We start from the raw sequence: 23,609 nt of genomic DNA, 5'->3' as shown, positions 1-23,609 counted from the left end.
AGATCGTGGAAACTCCCCATGCCCGAACCAAGGACGATGACATTGCGATCATCGGCATGTCTGGCGTGTTCCCGGAAGCGAACAACCTCGATGATTTCTGGAACAACCTTGTGACCGGAGTCGATAGTATTCGAGATTTCCCGACCAGCAGGAAGGAAGAATTGAGTGCTATCATTCCAGATGTGTTTGAACGAGATTTTATGAAAATCGGCTATGTCGGACAAGTCTCGCAGTTCGAACCGGAGATTTTTTCGATCAGCAAAGAGGAGTCTCGGTTTATCGACCCGCAGCAAAGACTGCTGATCGAACTGGTGGAAGAAGCGATTCTGAACGCAGGCTACGCGCCGAACCAACTCTCGGATCAGACGGTCGGCATGTACATCGCCAGCAACGAGAATCGCTATACGGACAAGATCTCGACAGAATCCGCGATGAAATCTCTGAACGGCATTCCTTCCATGAATGCAGGTAGAATCGCGTATGTCTACAACTTCAATGGACCTGCACTCACATTTGATACTGCGTGTTCATCCTCTCTGGCGGCATTTCATTATGCCGTCCAGAGCTTGAGACTTGGTGAGGCTGACATCGCCATCGCAGGCGGTACGAGTCTGATCATTCTGCCGCAAGAGAAGAAGGACATTCAGAAGCAGTCGGTTCTGTCCGAAGAGCAGAAGGTGCGCACGTTTGACAAGAGAGCGGACGGCACGGTGGCCGGAGAAGGCGGCGGGATCGTCATTCTCAAGTCGCTCCAGAATGCGCTAGAAGATGGAGACCCGATCCACGCGGTCGTGAAAGGCAGTGCGATCAACAGCAACGGCAACAGAGCCAACGGGCTCGCAGCGCCAAGCGAACGGGGACAGGCCGAGGCGATCTTGCGAAGTGCGAAGAACGCCAAGATCGAACCGGGAACCTTGTCTTATATCGAAGCACACGGCACGGGGACCAAGATCGGCGACCCGATTGAAGTGGCAGGGCTCTCGAAAGCCTTAAACGAGCTTGGGTACAGACGCCAATCTGTCGCCATCGGCTCCTTGAAGACGAACATCGGGCACTTGGACGCAGCAGCCGGAATCGCTAGCTTGATCAAAACGGTCCTGTCCTTGAAGCACAAGCAGATTCCGGCATCGATCAACTTCGAAGCACCGAACCCGCTGATCGATTTTGAAATGTCTCCGATGTATGTCAACGATGTGCTGTCCGACTGGCATTCCGAGTCGGTTCGCAGAGCGGGCGTCTCCTCTCTGGGGATGATCGGCACCAACGTCTTCTCTATTTTGGAAGAAGCTCCAGCGGTTGCGGAAGAGCGAGAAGCAGACCACAGCAATGTGGTGCTGCTCTCGGCCCGTACCGAACAATCTTTGGATGCGATGGCCTCCAGACTGTCGATTTATTTACAAAGTAATCAAGTGTTGCTTTTGGACGACATTTCCTTTACTTTGAATACAGGCAGACGGAATTTTGCTAAAAAGGTGTCTTTTGTAGCAGACAGCACGGCGGAATTGATCGCAGGCTTGCAGGCGTTCGTGGCTAACAAGGACGAGCAAGCTGCGACTGACAATACCCAAAGTACTGATAAGGCGGCCGTCAGCGCTATCTTCATGATCCCTGATCTGGAGGGTGCAGACATGCAGGCGATCGACCAAATGTATGCCAAGCATCCTCAATTCAAGCGATGCGTGGAAGCGTGCAGAGCCCTGCTTGCGAATCAGGAAGACCAGCGAGATGCAAGAGTGGCCTACCTTATCTCCATGTACGCCTATGCCAAGCTGGCCATTGCCCACTCCATTCCGGTCAAAGCTGTCTTGGGCTTAGGGATTGGTGACCTTGTGGCCGATCTGATTATGAAAAAGAAAACCTTCGAAGAAACCGTAGCGCGCATCAAAGGGTACAACCAGCCGATGAAGGTGATCGAAGACGCCAAACTGCAAGCTCTTGGGCAGCAGATCGTCAAGTCGGGTATCAACACCTTCGTCACGTTCTGCTTCAAGCGCGAAGTCTTCGAGCGGTTTGAACATGCGTTTGGTCAGCTTCCGAATGTGTCCCTGCTGAATCTGACGCAGGAGACCCGTTCGTTCATGGAAGCGCTCAACGGCCTGATTCGAGGCGGGCTAGACGTGGACTGGAAGGCAGCTTATGTGGGCGAGAACCGCAAACGGGTGAGCTTGCCAGGCTATGTGTTCACGAGATCTAGCTACTTCATCCAACCGGGTGAACTGGTTCAGATGGGGGCTGGGGGAGCGGGGGCCGAGGTGGCAGAAGCGGTCGTCCAGAACGATTTACCTGTGCAAGACAACCTGACCCAGATGTTCGGTGAAGTGTATACCGGACAGAGCTACAGCAGGGAGGACCGCACGGCCGATCTGGACATCGATTCGATCATGGTCATGCAGTTCGCTGGCAAAGTGAAGAAGATGTACGGTGTCGATGTGCCGTTGTCTCTCTTCTTCGGGGACAAGTTGCTCGGCGAAATCTTTTACACGCTGGAAGAGACGATCGGCAGCCGCAGCTCCGAGGACAACATCATCCAGAAGCAGCCGGTGAAGGAATTCTATCCGGCATCGCCGCCGCAGAAGCGCGTCTTTATCCTCAACCAGCTCGGAAGCGATAACATCAGCTACAACATGCCAGGGGCCATGACGATTGTGGGGAACCTTGATCGAGTAGCGTTCGAACGCGCTTTCCAAACGCTGATCCAGCGTCATGAGTCGCTGCGCACCACTTTTGAGTTTGTAGAGGACGTGCTGGTGCAGCGCATCCATCCGCCGTTTGAGTTGAAGGTGGAGCACGTGGAGGCGAGCGAGAGCGAAGTCGGCCAGATCATCGAGAATTTTGTCAAGCCATTTGACTTGAGCCAGCTCCCGATGTTGCGGGTGGCGCTTGTCAAACTCGAAGCAGAGAAGCACCTCTTCCTGTTCGACATTCACCACATCATCTCGGACGGTCTGTCCATGGGGATTCTGATTGAAGAGTTGATTCAGCTCTATGAAGGCGTCGAACTGCACGAGCTGAAGATCCAGTACCGTGACTTTGCGGTCTGGCAGGCGGAACTGTTCGAGGCGGAAGACTTCAAGAAACAGGAGCAATACTGGCTGGAGGTCTTCTCCGATGAGATCCCGGCGCTTGCTTTGCCAACCGATTATCCGCGACCGGCCATTCAGAGCTTTGAAGGCAGCAATTATGAATTCGAAGTGGGGCAGGAGCTGACGAAGAAGCTCTTCCACATCACGTCTCAAGAGGGAAGCACGCTGAACATGCTTCTGCTCGCGGCCTACAACGTCCTCATGTACAAGTACACGGGACAAGAGGACATCATCGTAGGGTCGCCGATCGCAGGCCGTCGCCACGCCGATTTGGACAACGTGATCGGCATGTTCGTCAATACGCTGGCGATGCGCAACTATCTGACGGGCACAAAGACCTTCCGCACCTTCTTGGATGAAGTCAAGGAACATGCGGCGAAGGCGATTGACAACCAGGACTACCAGTTTGAAGACCTGATCGACAAGCTGAACCTGCGCAGAGACCAGAGCCGCAATCCGCTGTTCGATACGATGTTCGTGCTGCAGAACATGCACAGCGGCGAAGCGGACACGGGAAGCCTGAAGTTTGAGCCGTACCAGCTCGGTAGTAAGGTGTCTAAGTTCGATCTGAACATGACTGCATCGAATACGGATGAGAGCATCCACTTCAGCCTTGAATACTGCACGAAGCTGTTTACGGAAACGACGATCCAGCGAATGGCGCAGCATTTCATCCGCATCTTGGAGATCGTAGCGGAGAACGTGCAGATCAAGCTCGATGAGATCGACATGCTCACGGTGGAAGAACGATCCACGCTTCTTCAGGGCTTCAACGACACGAAGACCGACTACGAAAGCGCGACAACTATCCATGAGCGATTCGATGATCAGGCGATGCGCTTGCCTGATCGGGTTGCTGTCGTCTGTGGCAACGGGAAATTGACCTACCGAGAGTTGCAGGAAAAGGCAAACCAACTGGCGCAGGAACTTCGCCGCCGTGGAGTCGGCCGAGAGAGCATCGTCGGCTTGATGGTAGATCGCTCCTTGGAAATGATCGTGGGTCTTCTGGGGATCTTGAAGTCGGGGGCTGCGTACTTGCCGATTGACCCGACGTATCCAGAAGACCGCGTTGCGTACATACTCGAAGACAGCCAAGCCAAGATGCTGGTCTCGCAGGGCGATATTTTGGCGCGTCTCCCGTTCCAAGGGGAAACGGTGGACCTGCAGGATGCCAGCTTGTGGGCAGGCGAAGTGGAACTTGTGCAGAACGTCAACATGCCGACCGATATGGCGTACATTCTGTACACGTCCGGGTCGACGGGCAAGCCCAAGGGCGTCATGATCGAGCACAAGGCGGTCAACAACTTCATCGCGGGCACGACGCAAGCGATCGACTTCGCAGAAGGGAAGACGGTGCTGTGCCTGACGACCATCTCCTTTGACATCTTTGTTCTGGAAACGTTGTTGCCGCTGACCCAAGGGCTGCGCGTTGTGGTCGCCAACGAGAACCAGCAGGTCGATCCGAAACTGCTCGGCCAAGTGATCGTCGAGCAGCGTGTGGACATGCTTCAGACCACGCCGTCCCGACTCAAGATGCTCTTGAGCGATGCGAACGGTCTGGAGTCCTTGCAGAGACTCACCGAGATCATGGTCGGGGGTGAGGCGTTCCCAGAAGCCTTGCTGTCCACGATGAAGAAACTGAAAGGTCCGCGCATCTACAACATGTACGGCCCGACTGAAACGACAGTCTGGTCTGCGATTCAGGACATGACCGACGTGGAGCGCATCAGCATCGGGAAACCGATCGCCAACACTCGTTTCTACATCGTGGACAAGAGCCAGCGTGTGCAACCGATCGGCATCCCGGGTGAACTGTGCATCGCAGGGGAATCTCTGGCGCGCGGCTACTGGAGACGACCTGAGATGACCGCAGAAAAGTTTGTCGCGAATCTGTTTGAAGCAGGCGGCACGCTGTACAAGACGGGCGACATGGCAAGATGGCTGGCCGATGGAACGGTGGAGTTCATCGGTCGCGCGGATCATCAGGTGAAGATCCGAGGCTATCGGATTGAAACGGGCGAGATCGAATCCTGCATTCTACAGCTCGAATCGATTCGAGAAGCGGTTGTGGTGGCACGAGAGGATGCGAGCGGGACCAAATACCTCGGCGCGTACTATACGGCGCATGGCGAAGTGACCGCTGCGAGCATCCGAAGCCACCTGTCCAAAGAACTGCCAGATTACATGATTCCGTCTTACTTCCTACAGTTGGAGCAGATGCCGCTCACGCCAAACGGCAAACTCGACCGCAAACAGCTTCCTGCATTCGAAGGGCAGTTCAGCGCTGTCACCGAATACGTTGCGCCTGAGACGGAGACAGAAGCGAAACTGGCTGACATCTGGCAGGAAATGCTCGGACTGAATCAAGTTGGGGTCAACGACAGCTTCTTCGATCTCGGCGGACATTCCTTGAAGGCCGCGCTCTTCATCGCAAGAGTCAACAAGGAGTTCGGTATCCAGATCCCGCTGCGGGACATCTTCCAGCAGCCGACGATCCGAAACATTGCGAGCATCCTCGTTTCGAGCATTGCGGACGTTTCATCCGCGATCCTGCCTGTCGAAGAGCGAGAGCATTACCCTGTGCCGCAACAAGTGCAGGAAGTCCTCAAGCACAGCCGCGCTCGTGATACTGGAACCCTGTACAACAAGACGCTCGTGACGATCATCGAAGGGCCTCTGGACCGAGGTCAACTAGAAAAAGCGTTCCAGTCGTTAATTTCGCGCCATGAGATCCTGCGTACTTCTTTTGAGATGATTGACGGTGTTCCCGTACAGAAGGTGCATCAGAACGTAGACTTCACGCTGATGGAGATCTTCTCGACCAGCCTGGAGATCGACGAGGTGGTCAACGACTTCGTTCGCCCGTTCCACCCGGAACAGACGCCACTTATCCGGGTCGGGCTTGCCGAGATGGAGTCGGACGTGCATGTGCTGATCCTCGACATGCACCAGACGACAACCGACGGCACGTCGGGCAACATTCTGGTCGGCGAGATGATGGCGCTCTACGCGGGGCTGGAACTCGAAGCGTTGCCGATCCAGTACAAGGACTACTCCGTCTGGCTGGCTGAGCAGAGCGAATCGGAAGCGATGAAGAAGCAGGAAGCGTACTGGCTGGACGTGTTCGCAGACGGTGTTCCTGAGTTCAACTTCCCGACCGATTTCGAGAGACCGATGATCCAGAGCTTGGAAGGCGGCCGCCTCAAATTCGATCTCGATCGAGAGCTGGTCAAGGAGTTGAAATACTTCTCCGCTGACTCCGGTGTCACGCTGTTTATGTCGTTGTTCGCGGGCTACAACATTTTGATGCACAAATACACGAACCAAGAGGACCTTGTCGTGGGCACTTCGATGGCGGCGAGACCTTATTCCGACTTGCAGAATGTACTCGGAACGTTCACGAACAGCTTGGCGATGCGCAACGTCCCGAGAGCAGAACTCACCATTCGCGAGTTCTTGGAGACCGTGAAGGAATGCGCGCTGAGAGCCTTTGAGAACCAAGACTATAGATATGCTGACCTAGTGGACAAGTTGGACCTGCGCGAGGACCTCAGTCGTCACCCGCTGTACGACACGATGTTCGTGCTCCACAACATGGAGATCAGCGAAGCGAAGATGGGGAACATGACTTTCACGCCTTATGAACAAGAAGCATGCTCCGTCAAGTACGACTTCATCTGGCACGCACACGAAGCCCAAGATGAGATCAAGATCGACCTGATGTACAGTACCAAGCTCTTCAAGCCGGAGACCATCCAAACGCTTTCGGACAACTTCATTCACCTGCTCAAGCAGATGATCCAGAATCCAGAGGCGCGATTGAAAGAGCTGTCCAGAACGGCTGTCTTTAACTAGACGAAGAGGAGAAGTGCGGGGCCATCGAAGACACAGCGTGGCTCCGCGATACCTCTTGAACAACCTACAATTCGGGGTGACATTTTGAAAAAAAATACGCTTGCAGCTCATAACATCAAGATCTTGTTCTGGATCACGATCTTACAAGGCACCAGTTTTATCGCCCCAGTACTTACCTTGTTCTATTTTGCAAGAGGGCTGACGGAGTTCCATATCTTGCTGCTTCCAGTGTTCTGGAGCTTGTCCCTTCTGCTCGGCGAGGTTCCGGCAGGGGTCTATGCAGACCGTTTTAATCCCAAGATCTCGTTTCTAACTGGTGCGGGCATTCGCATCGCGAGCCTCTGCATGCTGTTCTTCGCAGACCAACCGTGGCAATTTTACTTGTATTCGATCCTGAATGGCTTGTCTATGGCGTTCTTCTCTGGCTCGGACCAAGCGCTGATCTATGACTCGTTGAAAGAGTCAAACGAAGAAGAGCTGATGGTTGACGCGTATGGAAAAATTCAATCGGGTACGTTCATCGCCACCTTGTTCGCCGTTGTCATCGGCGGATACCTTGCGCAAGACTTGCGCGAAGATCAGTTCATCCTGCTGATCGCATTGGGGCTGGCTCTTAACATCGCGTCTCTGATTTTCATCCTGTTCGTGCGCCTTCCACAAAAGGTTGAGAGTCCGATTCAGGATGAGAGTGTCTTCGCCTCGGTTCGTGAAGGCCTGCGCGTCATTCGTCAGGCTCCGCAATTGCTGATCATGGTGTTGAACGCCACGTTCGTGTTCATCGCGGGGGTCGTGGCCTTCGAAGCGTTTGACCAGCCGTTCTTGAAAGACGCAGGTCTCGCGGTCGAATACATCGGGGTGATGTACGGGGTAGGCGCATTGATCGGCTTCTTCTCCGCTCGTTCGATCGGCTGGCTCACAAAGCGCTTCTCTCGCATTGGGCTGATGTTTTTCAGCGGCTTGCTGGTCGTCGGTGCGCTGGCGGTCGCAAGTCTGTTCGGAGACGCGCTGCTCGTCGCGTTGACTGTCTATCTGGTTCTGAAGTTTGTCAGTGCGATTCGCGTCCCGATCTACACGCAGCTCAGCAATGATCTGATTCCTTCTCATGTGCGGGCCACGACGATCTCGTTGCTGTCTATCGTCGATGGCGTCATCGATCTGATCGTCTTCGGTACGTTGACGTTCTTCGCAACGGGCGGTATCTCCAGCATTTACATGGTGTGCGCGGTCGTTGCTTTGATCGGAACGCTGCTGCCGATCCGCAAGATGAAACAAGATGCGCAAGTGGCCGATGCGGGAGTCGCAATCGATCACAAATAAAGAACCACACTGGAGGAAACGTCTGCTTCCAAACAGACGTTTTTTCTGTAAGAACACCAAGGCTACATCGAAAAGGAGTTGAGGATCCGATGAGCAAGATTGCATTTGTATTTCCAGGACAGGGTTCCCAGTTCGTAGGGATGGGGCAAGCCTTGTGCGAGGAGCACGCCATCGCGCGCGAGGTGTTTGAAGAAGCGAACGAGGTGCTGGGATTCGACCTGATGAAACTGTGTTTTGAAGGCAGTATCGAAGAACTGACGAAGACGGAAAACGCACAGGCGGCCATCCTCACGCACAGCGTAGCGGCGTTTCGCGTGTTTACACAAGAAAAAGGGATTGAACCGGATTTCCTAATGGGTCATAGCCTCGGCGAGATCTCGGCTCTGACCTGCGCGGGCGCCATTTCGTTCCGAAACGCTGTCCGTCTCGTGCATCAACGCGGGAAGTTCATGCAGGAGGCGGTCGCGGCGGGCATCGGGGCGATGGCCTCGATCCAGAACATCGACAGACAGATCGTGCTGCAGGAGTGCGAACGAGCATCGAGCGACGGTCAAGTCGCCGTGATCTCCAACTACAATACTCCGAACCAAGTCGTGATCTCCGGTCATAGTGAAGCGGTTGCCGCGATCTGTGAGAGACTTGCTGAATACGGAGGCTACATCGTCCCGTTGAAAGTCAGCGCTCCTTTCCACAGCCCCCTGATGAACGGTGCAGTGGTCAAATTCAAAGAAGAGCTCTCCAAGTGCGAATTCGCGGACTTGAAATGGCCGGTTCTCTCCAACGTGACAGCACGGCCGTACACGGATTGCGAAGCGATAATCGACAACCTTGGAGACCAGATCGTCAGTGCGGTGCAATGGCAGGATTCGGTTGTGTATGTCGAAGCGCAAGGCGTCACGCACGCCATCGAGTTCGGCCCGAAAAAAGTGCTGCGCAATCTTATCAAAAATTGTACCCCAGCGATCAAAGGGTTCGCCTATGATCTCAAAGAAGACCGCGAGCTCTTGGAACAGGAACTCCAAGATCTGCAAGCCAATGCAGTAGCTCGCAGGCAGCGCAATCTCCTCACGATGATCGAGCGTTGCTTGGCGATCGCAGTCTGCACCAAGAACTACAATCCAAGTGACGAAGAGTATCAGAAAGGCGTTCTAGAACCGTATCAGAAAATCAAGCTGATGAAGATGACTCATGAACAGGATAAAGGCGAGAACCTTACGCTGGGCGAGGTGAACGATGCCGTGCACATGCTTCAGTCGGTCTTCAGTGCCAAACGCACACCTGTCTCGGAACAACATGCTCGATTCGAGCAGATTCATCGCGAAGCTGGCACAAGAGGGATCAATCTGGATCTGAAGGAGCGAGCCGTTTGAGATCGTAAATCATAGCCAAGTCACAGCCACAAATCCATCCGGCCATAAAATGCTGGCGGTTCTCATGGGGATCGCCACGCTGGTCTTCCTGACCTTTGTGCTCCAACGACCGCCAGAGCCTGTTGCTAGCAGTTGACTCCCAATGGAAATTGGACAGAAAAGCGTTACTTGCCTTTTACAAGGAATCTCAGCAAGCCGGAAATCAGTTCCGGCTTTTTACGTTGGAAAGAGTGACCGAAGACATTCACCCATCCCGCAAGAGCCACATAGGCTATACAACACTCCTGTCAAAGTGAGGTGGAAACAACGTGTTGAGGAGCGGTCAGAAGCCGCCGAACCAGCGGGATGGAGTGGATGTGATCGACCAGTACCGCAACGGGGAGGTGGCGCTGAACGAAGCACTAAGACGGCTGTACGGATCGGGGAGCCCTCCTGCGGTGCGCAGAGAAGGGAACCGTTCGACGCAGTCGGAGATGCAGCGCTTTCAGCAAATTTTGAACGAGCTAGATTCGATGATCGGCCTGAAGCAAGTGAAGACGTTGGTCAAGGAGATCTATGCATTTGTGCAAATCCAACAAAAGCTCGCACAAGCGAAACTAGCCACGGAGCCGATCGTGTTGCATATGATTTTCAAAGGGAACCCGGGCACGGGAAAGACGACGGTCGCCCGCATTCTCGCAAAACTTCTGCGCGAGATGGGCGTGCTGTCCAAAGGACATCTGGTCGAAGTGGAACGCGCCGATCTGGTTGGGGAGTACATTGGACATACGGCGCAAAAGACGCGAGACCTCAGCAAAAAAGCATTGGGCGGTATTATGTTTATCGATGAAGCGTATTCGCTAGCACGTGGCGGTGAAAAAGATTTTGGGAAAGAGGCCATCGACACGATGGTAAAGACTAAGGTTTGAAAAATTATACCGATCTAAGGATGTTCTCACCATGCCGGAGATTCGCTGGGGCGGGGATGATTTCTGCTATTTCTGCTACAAATGGGAAGATCTTGTGCCGGATCTGGACAAGCTGGTGCTCATGTATTGGGGGGATCTTTTGACTTTCGAAGCGATCGGCGAAATGACAGGCCACTCCTAGTGGACAGTCAAACAATTGTTTGTCGTGCATGGTATTCCACGGATGAAAACGCATGATCGCGCAAAGTTCAAGCGGGAACTGCTTTACCCACTCTTCAACCGACTGATCAATGAAGAGGGCTTGAGCCAACGACAGGTATACGAACTCCACGGATATTCACCAGCGTTAATCAGGCAAACGTTACAAGAGGGGCCAAGCCTTTTTGGCAGACGTGATCAGTGATCTGATGGAGATCAATAGCCGAGATCTTTTCATTAGTGTTTAGGAGATTCGTTCTCGATGATGTTCCAAGTGTGTCGGCAACATAAGTTGATGGAATTTGATTCGAGCTAGGATCTTCTGAAAAGTACATCAATGGCTTTCTTTGATGAAGTGTTCCGTTCTCAGTCTTTCACCGAGTTTTCTTCCATGTTACAAAGTGTAAAAAAGCCTGTCGGGCACGAGGCCGACAGACTTTTGGTATGTAAGACTAAAACGGAAATGTTTTATTTTGATATTCTATCAGGGGAGAATGGACCCTTTCCATCCATAATCGCCCAGGTTTTTGATTGATTAGCAGTTAGGAGTGAGCGCTAACTGCACAATGCGAAGTACATCGTGCAGAATGATGAAGCACATCAGCTCCCACACCCATTTTTGCATCGGATCACCTCCTCACTGAAGCGAGGTTACTACCAGTATATCCTTGGCAAGGTTAAAATATGTCTGGTTGTAGTGAAGTGCAGGTTGTTGACGAGGGAGATGACAGTTTGCTAGGGACTGGGCAGCTGCGCCTTTTTATAGACTAATTGCTGAAGTAAGCCAGCCCAAACCCGCAGTTGATGTGGGTGCGGTAAATATTAAAATAAAAGATGACCGCTTGGTCTTATATAGAGAAAGCCTGTCAGCGCAAATGGCTGACAGGCTTTTGTTATTCATGGAAGAGTTAAACGGCTTGAGATTGCGCGGTTTTACGACCTATGTAAAAACCGATGGCCAATAAAGTAACAGCAGCAACTGCAGCCACACATACTACGGCGGGGATAGGTAAACCAATGCTCTACCAGCGTAAGCAACACCAATACTTTTCAAAGTAGTTCACCGCCTTTTCAATATCTCCGGCTAGTAAGGTCGCCAATTATTCAGAGTCAGTTGACTCTGGAGTTTTCAAAATCTCGTCAATGATTGCCATGAACAATTTTGCCTTTGCTTTTTTCTGGGATAGTTTCTGATAACTACGCAGGGTTAAGAATCCTATAATGAATACTTCTAGATAGACGATAGAATTGACTTTTATTTTTACTGGACAGAGGGTTATGCTTAGCTTATACTACCTGATGTGTTAAAAAATCAAAAAATTTTATACGATATAGTTATTCACTGAAATTAATATATCTGAGACAGGTGATTCTATTGTTGATGCCTTGGAATGAGACGTCCGTTGCCTTTCCGTCGCACCGTGTGCTTCATGAATTGATCGAGGAACAGGTGCAGAGAACTCCGCACTTGGCGGCTGCCGTCTATGAAGATCAGGCGCTGACCTATCTCGAACTGGAGGAGCGCGCCAACAAACTGGCGCACTATCTGATCAAACAGGGGGCAGGGCCGGGCCGCGTGGTTGGCGTATGTGTGCAGCGCTCGCTGGAGCTGGTCGTCGCTCTGTACGCCGTGCTCAAGGCGGGGGCTGCTTTTTTGCCGCTCGACCCGGAGGCGCCGCTGGAGCGGCTGAAACAGATCCTGCAGGATTCGGAGACGGTGGTCTGCCTGACCCAAGCGCATCTGCGGGCGCGCATCGAACACGACGGCGTGCCGTTTGTCGATCTGCAGGCAGACTGGGCCCAAATTGACCGGGAGCCGGCCGAGAAGCCGGAGGTCAAGGTCACGCCGGACCACATGATCTCCGTGTACTACACGTCGGGCTCGACCGGCAAGCCGAAAGGGGTGGTCTCGGAGCACCGCGGCTGGGTCAACCGCATGTGCTGGATGCAGAATCACTTCCAATTAAAAGCGGGCGAGTCGGTGCTGCAGAAAACGACCTTGACCTTCGACGACTCGGCGGTGGAGTTCTTCTGGCCGCTGATGGTCGGCGGGCGCATCGCGCTGCTCGCGCCGGGCCTGCAGGTGGATCCCCGCGCGATGATCGATGCGGCGATCCACTATGAGGCGGTGCATGTGCAGTTTGTGCCGAGCATGCTCAATCTGGTGCTCGATGAAGTGACGGCGGCCGACCGTCTGGCGCTCGCGAAACTGCGGAGCACGCTTTCGTCAGGCGAAGCTCTGTCGGCGACCACCGTGCGCCGCTTTTTTGAAAAAATGCCGGGGTCGCTGAACAACACCTGGGGCGCGACCGAAGTGTCGATCGACTCGACGATTCACGTCTGCACGCCAGAGGACAGCACAGAGGACGGCGCGGTCAGCGTCGGCAAGCCGATCGACAACAACCGCTGCTATGTGCTCGATGAGCAGCTGCAGCCGGTCGGCATCGGCGTGACGGGGGAGCTGTACCTCGCCGGGATCGGGGTGGCGCGCGGTTATCTGAACGACCCGGAGCGCACGGCGAAATCTTTCCGGGACGACCTCTTTGTGCCGGGCGAGCGCATGTACAAGACGGGCGACCTCGGGTACATCCGCCCGGACGGCTCGGTGAAGTTTCTCGGCCGCGCCGACAACCAGGTCAAGATTCTCGGGATGCGCGTCGAGCTCGGCGAGATTGAAGCGGCGCTCCTGCGGCATGAGAATGTCAAGGAAGCGGCTGTGCTGCTGCAGGAGACGGCCGGCTTGAAACGGCTGATCGGCTATGTGGTGCCGCTGGAAGCGGATCGCCCGCCGGGCAGCGAGGAGCTGCGGGCGATGCTCAAAGGCCTGCTGCCGGAGTATATGGTGCCGTCCTATCTGATGACGCTTGGCGCAATGCCACTGAACGCCAACGGCAAGACGGACCGCCATGCCTTCCCGGTGCCGAACATCAGCCGTCAGGAGCTTGGCGCGGGCTATGTGGCGCCGCAAAACGAAATGGAAGCGCATCTGTGTGCCATTTTTGCTGACGTGCTGGGGTTGGATGACGTCGGGGCACAGGACGACTTCTTCGAACTCGGCGGCGACTCGATCACCGCCACGCAAGTCATGACCCGCCTGCGCGCAACGCTTGACGGAGGGGTCGATCTGCGGCTGGTCTTCGAGCAGCCGAACGCCGTGCTGCTCGCCGCCGCGCTGCAAGCGAATGGGCGGAGCATCGCCGTGCAGCAGCAGGCTGGCATCGTGCCGGTCGGGCGCGAGCAGGATCTGCCGTTGGCCTTGACTCAAGAGCGCTTGTGGTTCGTGCAGCAGATGGATGTGGAGAGCGCCGTCTACAACGAGCCGTACGCCTACCGCATCCGGGGGAGCTGCACGTTCCCGCGCTGCAGGCGGCGCTCACGCAGGTCGCCTCGCGCCACGAAACGCTGCGCACCGCGTTTGTGCTGGCCGGTGACCAGCCGGTGCAGCGGATCGCGCTGGAAGCCGACCTGCCGCTTGCGATCACCGACCTGACCGGCGCGCCTGGCGAACAGCGCGAAGAGCTGTTGCAGACAAAATTGTCCGGGCTGGCCCGCGTGCCGTTTGCGTTTGAGCAGGCCCCGTTGATTCGGGCGGCGCTGTTCCTTGTCGAGGCGGAAGAGCATGTGCTGTTCTTCAATCTGCATCACATGATCACCGACGGCTGGTCGGGGGTCGTGTTCTTGGAAGAGCTGAGCCTTGCCTACAAGGCCGCTTTGGAAGGCGGAGACCTAACGCTCGCAGCATTGCCGTTCCAGTACGCCGACTTCGCCGTGTGGCAGCGGAAGTGGCTGGAAAGCGGGGAACTGGAAAGGCAGCTGCCGTTTTGGAAGGAAGAGCTGGCCGGCGCACAGACGCTGCTGCAGCTGCCGACCGACCATCCGCGCCCAGCGCTGCCGGCGTATGACGGCGACCGGCTCTCGTTTTCCGTTCCGGCCAAGCTGGCGGGACAACTGGCCGAACTGGGGCAGGAGCGGGAAGCATCACTCTATATGGTGCTGCTGTCCGCCTATAACATTTTGCTGCACCGCTATTCCAGACAGCAGGACATCCTGGTCGGCTCGCCGATCGCCAACCGCAGCTTGCCAGGCCTCGACGCCCTGATCGGATTTTTCGTGAACATGGTCGTCCTGCGCAGCGAATTCCAAGGTGAGCTGTCGTTCTCCGACTACCTGCAAGGGGTCAAAGAGCGCTGCCTGAACGTGTACAACCATCAGGACGTGCCGTTCGACCGCCTCGTGCGCGAACTGCAGGTGGAGCGCAACCAGGCCCATGCCCCGCTGACGCAAGTGGTGTTCGCGTTCCAAAACAAGCTGGAGGAGACGCTGGCGCTGCCGGGACTGGACGTGTCGCCGCTGGAGGTGCACGCCGGGACGTCGCGCTATGACCTGACCCTCTTTTTGACCGAAACCAAGTCGAGCGAGCTGGCCGGCCTGTTCGAATACAGCACGAGGCTGTTCAAGCGTGAGACGATCGAGCGGATGCAGGAGAACTTCGTCACGCTGCTGGAGAGCATCGTCGCGCATGCTTCGATGAACATCTCCGAGCTGCCGATGATCGCCGCCCCGCAGGTAGCTCAGCTTGCGGCGTGGAACGACCATGCTGTCGAGTTCCCGTCGCATCGTGTGCTGCACGAGCTGATCGAAGAGCAGGTGCAGCGGACGCCGCATCTGGCGGCGGCGGTGTACGAAGGGCAGGAGCTGTCCTACCTCGAACTGGAGCAGCGCGCCAACAAGCTGGCCCATGCGCTGATTAAAAAGGGCGTCTGCCCGGATCGCGTGGTCGGCGTCTGTGTCCAGCGTTCGCTGGAGCTGGTCGTCGCGCTCTATGCGGTGCTGAAAGCGGGCGGCGCGTTCCTGCCGCTCGATCCTGATGCGCCCTTGCAGCGTTTGAAAGGGATCCTCGAAGACTCGCAGGCGGTCGTCTGCTTGACGCAGGAAAAGCTGCGCGAGGCGGTCTGGCACGAGGAGGTGCCGTTCCTGTTCCTCGATAGCGATTGGGCGCAGATCGACCAAGAGCCGGCGGAGAAGCCGGAGGTCGCGGTCACGCCCGAGCACATGATCTCCGTGTACTACACCTCCGGCTCGACCGGCAAGCCCAAAGGCGTGGTCAGCCAACACCGAGGCTGGGTCAACCGCATGTGCTGGATGCAAAATCACTTCCGCCTGCAGCCGGGCGAAACTGTGCTCCAGAAGACGACTTTGACCTTCGACGACTCGGCGGTCGAGTTCTTCTGGCCGCTGATGACCGGCGGGCGCATCGCGCTGATCGAACCGGGCGCGCAGGTCGACCCGCGGGCGATGATCGACGATGCGATCCGCTATGAAGTGGTACACATCCAGTTCGTGCCGAGCATGCTCAATCTGGTGCTCGACGAGCTGACCGAAGCGGACAGAGGGGGGCTTCGCAACCTGCGCAGCACGCTGTCTTCCGGCGAAGCGCTGAGCCAGACCACCGTGCGCCGCTTCTTTGAAAAAATGCCGGGGACGCTGAACAACACCTGGGGCGCGACCGAAGCGTCGATCGACTCGACGATCCACGTCTGCACGGAAGACGATCTGCAGGAGGACGGCGCAGTCTGTGTCGGCAAGCCGATCGATAATAACCGCTGCTATGTGCTCGACGAGCATCTCCAGCCGGTGCCGGTCGGCGTCAGCGGCGACCTGTACCTCGCCGGGATCGGGGTGGCCAAGGGCTACCTGAACGACCCGGAGCGCACAGCGAAAGCGTTTATGGACGACCCGTTCGCGCCGGGCGAGCGCATGTACAAGACGGGCGACCTCGGGTACTTCCGTCCTGACGGCAGCCTGAAGTTTATCGGCCGCGCCGACAACCAAGTGAAGATTCGCGGGATGCGCGTGGAGCTTGGCGAGATCGAAGCGGCGCTGCTCAAGCACGACAAGGTCAAGGAAGCGCTCGTCATCGTCCACGACACCGACGGCCTCAAGCGGCTGGTCGGCTATGTGGTGGCGCTCGATGCGCAGCAGGGGCTGAACCTGGAGGAGCTGCGGAGCATGACGCGCGAGCTGCTGCCCGATTATATGGTGCCGTCGTTCCTGATGCAGCTCGACGCGATGCCGCTCAACGCCAACGGCAAAGCGGATCGCAAACAGCTGCCTCTGCCCGACCGTCTGCCGCACCAGAGCGCAGCGGCGTTTATGGAGCCGGAGGGGCCGGTGCAAGAGGTGCTCGCCGACATCTGGATGGACATTTTGAAGCTGGAGAAGGTCAGCGCCCAAGACGACTTTTTCGATCTCGGCGGACACTCGCTCCTGGCGACGCAGGTCGTCTCCCGCATCCGGGGCCAGCTCAGCGTGGAGCTGCCTTTGCGCACTCTGTTTGCCAAACCGCTCTTCCACGAGCTGGCCGACGAAGTGGAGCGGCTGCTGATGGAGTTGCTCGAAAACATGACCGAAGAAGAAGCGCTGGCGCTTCTCAATCACGAATAAGGGGGAGGAACGGAGATGACGGTGAACAAGGAAGGGCTGGCATCTGCCAAACAGGCTTTGCTGGCGAAGATGCTGAGCCGGGACAAGAAGCCGGTGCAAACGATCAAGCGCCAGCCGGAGCGCGAGTGGGTTCCCGCCTCCTATCCGCAGAAGCGGCTGTGGTTCCTCGACCAGCTGCATCCGGGCCAGGCGGCCTACAACATTCCGTACCTCTTCCGCATTCAAGGCAGCTTGGATGCGACCGTGCTGAAACGGAGCGTGGAGGAGATCTGCAAGCGCCATGACGTGCTGCGCGTCCGCTTTGAAGAGAGGGACGGCGAGCCGTGCCAGAAGGTCGATCCGTTGCAGGCATTGCCGTATCAGGAAGTGGACTTGCAGGCGCTGCCGGAAGCGGAGCGCGAAGGGCGGGCGCAGGAGCTGCTGACTGAGTGGACGCAGCTGCCGTTCGACCTGCAGGCCGGACAGCTTGTGCGCATGTATTTGCTCAAGCTGGACGAGAGCTCGCACATTCTGATGCTCAACGTGCATCACATCGTCTCGGACGGCTGGTCGGCAGGCGTGCTGTTCCGCGAGCTGACCGAGTTTTACCGGGTGCTGCTGCAAGGCGCTGCGCCGGAGCTGAAGGAGCTGCCGATCCAGTATGCCGACTATTCGGTCTGGCAGAACCAGCGCGTGCAGGAAGACGGGGCGCTGGCCCAGTCGCTGGAGTATTGGAAGGAACAGCTGCGCGGCGAACTGCAGCTCCTGCAGCTGCCGACCGACCGGCCGCGCCCGCTGGCCCAGAGTTTCCGGGGCCGGGAGTATGCGTTTGAACTGCCTGCAGAGCTGAGCCGCGCGGTCAAAGAGCTGTGCCGTCAGCAGAACATGTCCTTGTATATGGTGCTCTTGGCCGCGTACAAGACGCTTTTGCTGCGCTACACCGGTCAGGAGGACATGCTGGTCGGCTCGCCGGTCGCCAACCGCAACCTGACGGAGACGGAAGAATTGATCGGATTTTTCGTCAACACGCTGGTCATGCGCACCGACCTGTCCGGCAACCCGACGTTCCTCGACCTGCTGGAGCGGGTGAAGACGGTCGCGTTCGACGCGTTCGCCAATCAGGATGTTCCGTTTGAGAAACTGGTCGAAGAGCTGAAGCCGGAGCGCACGCTGAGCCATTCGCCCTTGTTTCAAACGATGTTTGCCGTGCAGAACGCGCCGGCGTCGGCGGTCGAACTGCCCGGCGTGACCGTCTCGCGCTTCGAAGTGGACAACGGGTCGGCGAAATATGACCTGACCTTGTTTATGGAAGAGGGAGCGGACGGGATGAAGGCGGTGTTTGAGTACAACGCCGACCTGTTCGACCCGGCGACGATGGAGCGGATGGCGGAGCATTTTGTCAATCTGCTCGGCAGCCTCACCGCCCGCCCCGAGCAACCGGTCGGGGAAGTGCCGTTCCAGAGCGATCGCGACCTGCACCAGCAGCTCGTGGCGTGGAACGACACCGCGTCCGGCTTCCCGCAGCAGACGCTGCCCGAGCTGGTCGAAGCGCAGGTGGCGAAAACGCCGTCCGCGGTGGCGCTGATCGACGGCGAGACGCGCATCACGTACGCTGAGCTGAACGGGCGCGCCAACCAGCTGGCCCGTTTCCTGCAGCAGCGCGGCATCGGGACGGAATCGCTGGTCGGGCTGTGCATGGAGCGCACCGCGCAGCTGGTCGTCGCCATCCTCGGCATTTTGAAAGCGGGCGGCGCGTACGTGCCGCTCGACCCGAACTATCCGCAGGAGCGCATTTTGTTCACGCTGCAAGACGCGCAGGTCGCACTGCTGCTGACCGAAGGCCATCTCGCGGATCGGCTCCAGGAGTTCCAAGGGGAAAAAGTTTGCCTAGAGCAGGTGCTGCCCCAGATCGCGCTGGAAAGCGCCGAACAGCTGGAGCGCGCCACTGCGCCGCACCATCTCGGCTATGTGATCTACACGTCCGGCTCGACCGGACGGCCGAAAGGGGTGGCGATCGAACACCGCAGCGCCGCCACGCTGGTGCAATGGGCGCAGGAGGTGTACACCGCACAGGAGTTGGCGGGCGTGCTGTTCTCCACGTCGATCTGTTTTGACCTGTCGATCTTCGAACTGTTTGTCCCGCTCAGCACGGGCGGCAGGGTGATCCTCGCGCAAAACGCGCTGCACCTGCCGGAACTGCCTGCAAAGGGCGAAGTCACGCTGATCAACACCGTGCCGTCGGCGATCGCCGAACTTTTGCGCCTGGGGGCGATCCCGGCCAACGTCAACGTGATCAACCTCGCGGGCGAACCGCTGAAAAAATCGCTGGTGCAGAGCCTGTACGAACTGCCGACGCTGGACAGCGTGTACAACCTGTACGGCCCGTCGGAGGACACCACCTACTCGACGTTCGCCAAGATGGAGCGGCAGGCCGCGTCTTCTCCGCTGATCGGCCGCCCGGTCGCCGATACGAAAGCATACGTGCTGAACCCGCACATGCAGCCTGTTCCGCTCGGCGCGTCCGGCGAGCTTTACCTCGGCGGCGCAGGTCTCGCCCGCGGCTATCTGAACCGCCCGGAGCTGACGGCGGAGAAGTTTATCGCCAATCCGTTCCTCGAAGGGGAAGACGAGCGGCTGTACCGCACCGGCGATTTGGTGCGCTATCTGCCGGACGGTGCGCTCGACTATCTGGGCCGGATCGACCATCAGGTGAAAGTGCGCGGCTTCCGCATCGAACTCGGCGAGATCGAAGCGGTGCTCGCCGAAGACGCGAGCGTGCAGGAAGTGATGGTCATCGTCCGCGAAGATCAGGCGAACGACCCGCGCGTCGTCGCTTATGTCGTGGCCAAAGAAGGTTCTGCGCCGACCGTCAACGATCTGCGCCGCAACGTCAAACAGAAGTTGCCGGAATATATGGTGCCGTCCGCGTTTGTGATGCTGGACGCCCTGCCTTTGACCCCGAACGGAAAAATCGACCGCAGCGCCTTGCCCGCGCCGGAGCTCACCCGCGACGGGATGGCCGACTACATCGCGCCGCAAACGCCGCTCGAAGAGCAGCTGGCGGCGATCTGGTCGGAACTGCTCGGCATGGAGCGCGTCGGTCGCGAAGACAACTTTTTTGCCCTCGGCGGCCATTCGCTGCTGGCGACGCAAGCAGCCTCGCGGATTCGCCATCGCCTCGGCGCCGACGTGCCCTTGCGCGTGCTGTTCGAACAGCCGACCTTGGCTGCGCTGGCCGAACTGCTCAGCGCAGCCGGAGAAGAACTGGCGCAGGAAGTGACGATCTCGGCGGCCGACCGCACGCAGCCGCTGCCGTTGTCCTTCGCCCAGCAGCGACTCTGGTTCTTCGATCAGCTCGTCCAGGACGAAGCGGCGTACCGCATGCCTTCGTTCTACCGCCTGACCGGGCCGCTGGACCGCGCCGCGCTGGAAGCGGGCCTCGGCGCGCTCGTCGCGCGCCATGAGTCGCTGCGTACCGTGTTCCGCACGGAAGACAACGTGCCGCAGCAGGTGATCCTCCCGCCGTTCCGCATCGAACTGCCGCTCGAAGAGCTGAGCGAAGCAGAGCTGACCGGCCGGATGCGCCAAGACGCACAGGTGAAGTTCGATCTGGAAAAAGGGCCGCTCTTGCGCGCGAAACTGTACCGGACGGGAGCGGAAGAATTTGCGCTGATGATCGTCATGCACCACATCATCTCCGACGGCTGGTCCTTGACCGTATTCATGCAGGAACTGATGAGGCTGTATGAAGCAGAGAGCACCGGCCAGCCTGCCGCGCTGGCACCGCTGCCGATCCAGTACGCCGACTTTGCCGCCTGGCAGCGCGACTGGCTGCAAGGCGATGTGCTGGCCGAACCTCTCAGCTACTGGAAAGAGCAGTTCGCAGGCGAGCTGCTGGTGCTCCAACTGCCGACCGACCTGCCGCGTCCGGCGGTGCAGCGCTTCCACGGCGCGTACCACCGCATCGAGCTGGCGGCGAGCGTGCTGCAGGATCTGAAGAAGCTGAGCGGCGATCAGGGCGCGACCTTGTTCATGACGCTGCTCGCCGCCTACCAGACGCTGTTGCACCGCTATACCGGGCAGGAGGACATCGTCGTCGGCACGCCGATCGCGGGCCGCACGCTGGCCCAGACCGAACCGCTGATCGGCTTTTTCGCCAACACCTTGGCGCTGCGCACCGACCTGTCGGGCGAGCCGAGCTTCCGCGAACTTCTCGGCCGCGTCCGCGAAGGCGCGCTGGGCGCGTTTGCCCACCAAGACCTGCCGTTTGAGAAGCTGGTGGAAGAGTTGCAGATCGAGCGCGACATGAGCCGGACGCCTGTCTTCCAGACGATGTTCGTCATGCAAAACACGCCGGAACAGCTCCTGAAGCTCTCCGGCCTGACCGTGACGCCGCAAGCGGTGTACACCGACGAGGCGGAATTTGAACTGACGCTGATCGCCGAAGAGACGGCGGAAGGATTGGCGCTGGAATTCAACTACAACACAGACCTGTTCGTCGCAGCGACGATCGCCCGGATGGCCGACCAGTTCAAACTGCTGCTGGAAGGCGCGCTGCAAACGCCGGATGAAAAGATCGCCGCGCTGCCGTTGCTGACGCCGGAGGAGCTACAGCTGATGAAGAGCTGGAACTCGACGGAAAAAGATTTCCCGGCGCACCTGACCGTGCAGGAGATGTTCGAGCATCAAGTCGAGCGCGACCCGGAGGCGCTGGCGGTCGAGTACAACGGCGAGCAGCTGACCTACGGACAGCTCAACCGCAAAGCGAACCAGTTGGCGCGCACCTTGCGTGCGGCCGGGGTGGAAGCGGACTCGCTGGTCGGCATCATGGCCAAGCCGTCCCTGGAGATGATCGTCGCCGTGCTGGCGGTGTTAAAAGCGGGCGGCGCGTACATGCCGCTGGACATCGCCACCCCGCGCGAACGGGTGCTCACCGTGCTTGGCGGCGCTCAGACCAAATGGTTCCTGACCTACCTCGATCAGCCGCAGGATTGGACCGATTTCACCGGCACGGTGTACGATATGACCGCGCCGGAGCTCTATGAGCAGGAGGACAGCAACCTGCCCCTGCAAAACGGCCCGGAGCACCTGCTTGTCGTCCTGCACACCTCGGGGACGACCGGCGTGCCCAAAGGCGTGATGCTCGAACACCGCAACCTGGTCTGTTTTGTCGATGCGTTCCAGAAGCTGTTCCGGATCATCCCGGAGGACCGCTTCCTACAGCAGGCGACGCTGGCGTTCGACAACTCGCTGGAGGAGATCTTCCCGGCGCTCTTGTCCGGGGCGAGCCTGTTCCTCGTCAACAAATACGACTTCCTCGACATGGCGCACATGTCCGATTTTGTCCGCGACAAACAGATCACGGCGATCGCGACCACGTCGCTGGTGACGAAAGAGCTGAACAAATACCTGACCGGCCACTCGCTGCGCATCCTGCTCTCCGGCGGCGACGCGCTGAAGAAAAGCTACCTGACCTCGTTTGCGGGCGTGAAGCTGTACAACACGTACGGCCCGACCGAGACGACCGTCTTCTCCAGCCTGTATCTCTGCGAGGGCTCGGAAGGGGAGATGATCCCGCTGGGCAAGCCGATCTACAACGAGCAGGTCTGGATCTTGGACAAGCAGCTGCAGCCCGCGCCGCTTGGCGTGACCGGCGAGCTGTTCATCGGCGGCGCTTGCGTGGGTCGCGGCTATCTGAACCGCCCGGATCTGACGGCCGAAAAATTCATCGAGCATCCGCTGGCGCCGGGCGAGCGGCTGTACGGCACGGGCGACCTGGCGCGCTGGATGCCAAACGGCAACCTCGAATTCGTCGGGCGCGCCGACCATCAGGTGAAGATCCGCGGCTTCCGCGTGGAGCTGAGCGAGATCGAATCGCACCTGATCCAGCATCCGCTGGTCAAAGAGACGATCGTCGTCGCCTATGAAGACGCGGTGATCGGCAAGTATCTGACCGCCTACCTCGTCCTGGCGGGCGACGCGGTCGAGGAGCAGGAGCTGCGCGATTTCCTCAAAGACCGCCTGCCGGAGTATATGATTCCGTCCGCGTTTGTCGTACTGGAGAAGTTCCAGCTCAATGTGAACGGGAAAGTGGATCGCAAGCTGCTGCCCCTGCCGAGCTTCGCGGCGGCTGAAGATGCCTATCTGCCGCCCCGCACGCCGACCGAGCAAAAAGTGGCTGCGATCTGGGCGGAGGAGCTAGGCGCGGCAAGGGTCGGCGCCAACGATCATTTCTTCCGCCTCGGCGGGCATTCGCTGCTCGTGACGCGGGTGATCTTCCGCCTGCGCAAAGAGTTCGCCGCCGATGTGCCGGTGCGCGCGCTGTTTGAAACGCCGCTCTTGTCCGACCTCGCCGCCCGCATCGACGCAATGCCGGCTACACAGCGGGTTGCCGCTGCGGCCGCACCGACGCTCAAGCGTGCCCAGCGCACGTCGAAGAAGCTGTAAAAAGGAGC

7 protein-coding genes and 2 pseudogenes are annotated in these 23,609 nt (G+C 58.0%); all 9 read left to right on the top strand.

The genetic code is table 11. The annotated features are described in order from the left end of the window. Positions 1-5: 5 nt before the first annotated feature. The 9 genes and pseudogenes from CIG75_RS10615 to CIG75_RS10585 all read left to right on the top strand — a co-directional run bounded on the left by CIG75_RS10615 (position 6) and on the right by CIG75_RS10585 (position 23,601). Entirely contained in the window at positions 6-6,938 is a 6,933-nt protein-coding gene (locus CIG75_RS10615) for a non-ribosomal peptide synthetase (RefSeq protein WP_094236645.1), read from the top strand. An 84-nt stretch (positions 6,939-7,022) separates the two neighbouring features. Next, positions 7,023-8,255, top strand: coding sequence for an MFS transporter (locus tag CIG75_RS10610; protein WP_094236644.1), 1,233 nt, complete (start codon positions 7,023-7,025; stop codon positions 8,253-8,255). Positions 8,256-8,344: 89 nt separating this feature from the next. Then, the gene (gene fabD, locus CIG75_RS10605; RefSeq protein ID WP_094236643.1) at positions 8,345-9,625 is read left to right on the top strand and encodes an ACP S-malonyltransferase; all 1,281 of its coding nucleotides are present in this window, start codon (positions 8,345-8,347) and stop codon (positions 9,623-9,625) included. Positions 9,626-10,062: 437 nt separating this feature from the next. Further along, positions 10,063-10,524 (top strand): annotated as a pseudogene (locus CIG75_RS10600) (AAA family ATPase); the annotation flags it as partial. A 40-nt stretch (positions 10,525-10,564) separates the two neighbouring features. Then, positions 10,565-10,714, top strand: a complete 150-nt coding sequence (locus CIG75_RS20725) for a hypothetical protein (protein ID WP_157729507.1) — start codon at positions 10,565-10,567, stop codon at positions 10,712-10,714. A 1,398-nt stretch (positions 10,715-12,112) separates the two neighbouring features. Further along, the gene (locus CIG75_RS21225; RefSeq protein ID WP_227874201.1) at positions 12,113-14,221 is read left to right on the top strand and encodes a non-ribosomal peptide synthetase; all 2,109 of its coding nucleotides are present in this window, start codon (positions 12,113-12,115) and stop codon (positions 14,219-14,221) included. Continuing rightward, a pseudogene (locus CIG75_RS21220) lies at positions 14,128-15,243 on the top strand (condensation domain-containing protein); the annotation flags it as partial. The gene CIG75_RS21225 and the pseudogene CIG75_RS21220, both read left to right, overlap by 94 nt. A gap of 15 nt (positions 15,244-15,258) precedes the next feature. Next, entirely contained in the window at positions 15,259-17,175 is a 1,917-nt protein-coding gene (locus CIG75_RS21215) for a non-ribosomal peptide synthetase (RefSeq protein ID WP_322348612.1), read from the top strand. 15 nt (positions 17,176-17,190) lie between these two features. After that, a complete protein-coding gene (locus tag CIG75_RS10585; protein WP_094236641.1) occupies positions 17,191-23,601 on the top strand; it encodes a non-ribosomal peptide synthetase in 6,411 nt (2,136 codons plus the stop codon). The last annotated feature ends 8 nt before the right edge of the window (positions 23,602-23,609 follow it).

It is taken from the genome of Tumebacillus algifaecis, assembly GCF_002243515.1.
Classification (GTDB): domain Bacteria; phylum Bacillota; class Bacilli; order Tumebacillales; family Tumebacillaceae; genus Tumebacillus_A; species Tumebacillus_A algifaecis.
Note: the sequence above shows the minus strand (reverse complement) of the source record. Positions and strands in the feature narration are given on the sequence as shown.

Excerpts from the sequence above, each read along its gene's own strand:
- fabD (WP_094236643.1), top strand. The coding sequence starts at position 8,345 with ATGAGCAAGATTGCATTTGTATTTCCAGGACAGGGTTCCCAGTTCGTA.
- CIG75_RS20725 (WP_157729507.1), top strand. The coding sequence starts at position 10,565 with ATGCCGGAGATTCGCTGGGGCGGGGATGATTTCTGCTATTTCTGCTAC.
- CIG75_RS21225 (WP_227874201.1), top strand. The coding sequence starts at position 12,113 with ATGCCTTGGAATGAGACGTCCGTTGCCTTTCCGTCGCACCGTGTGCTT.
- CIG75_RS21215 (WP_322348612.1), top strand. The coding sequence starts at position 15,259 with ATGAACATCTCCGAGCTGCCGATGATCGCCGCCCCGCAGGTAGCTCAG.
- CIG75_RS10585 (WP_094236641.1), top strand. The coding sequence starts at position 17,191 with ATGACGGTGAACAAGGAAGGGCTGGCATCTGCCAAACAGGCTTTGCTG.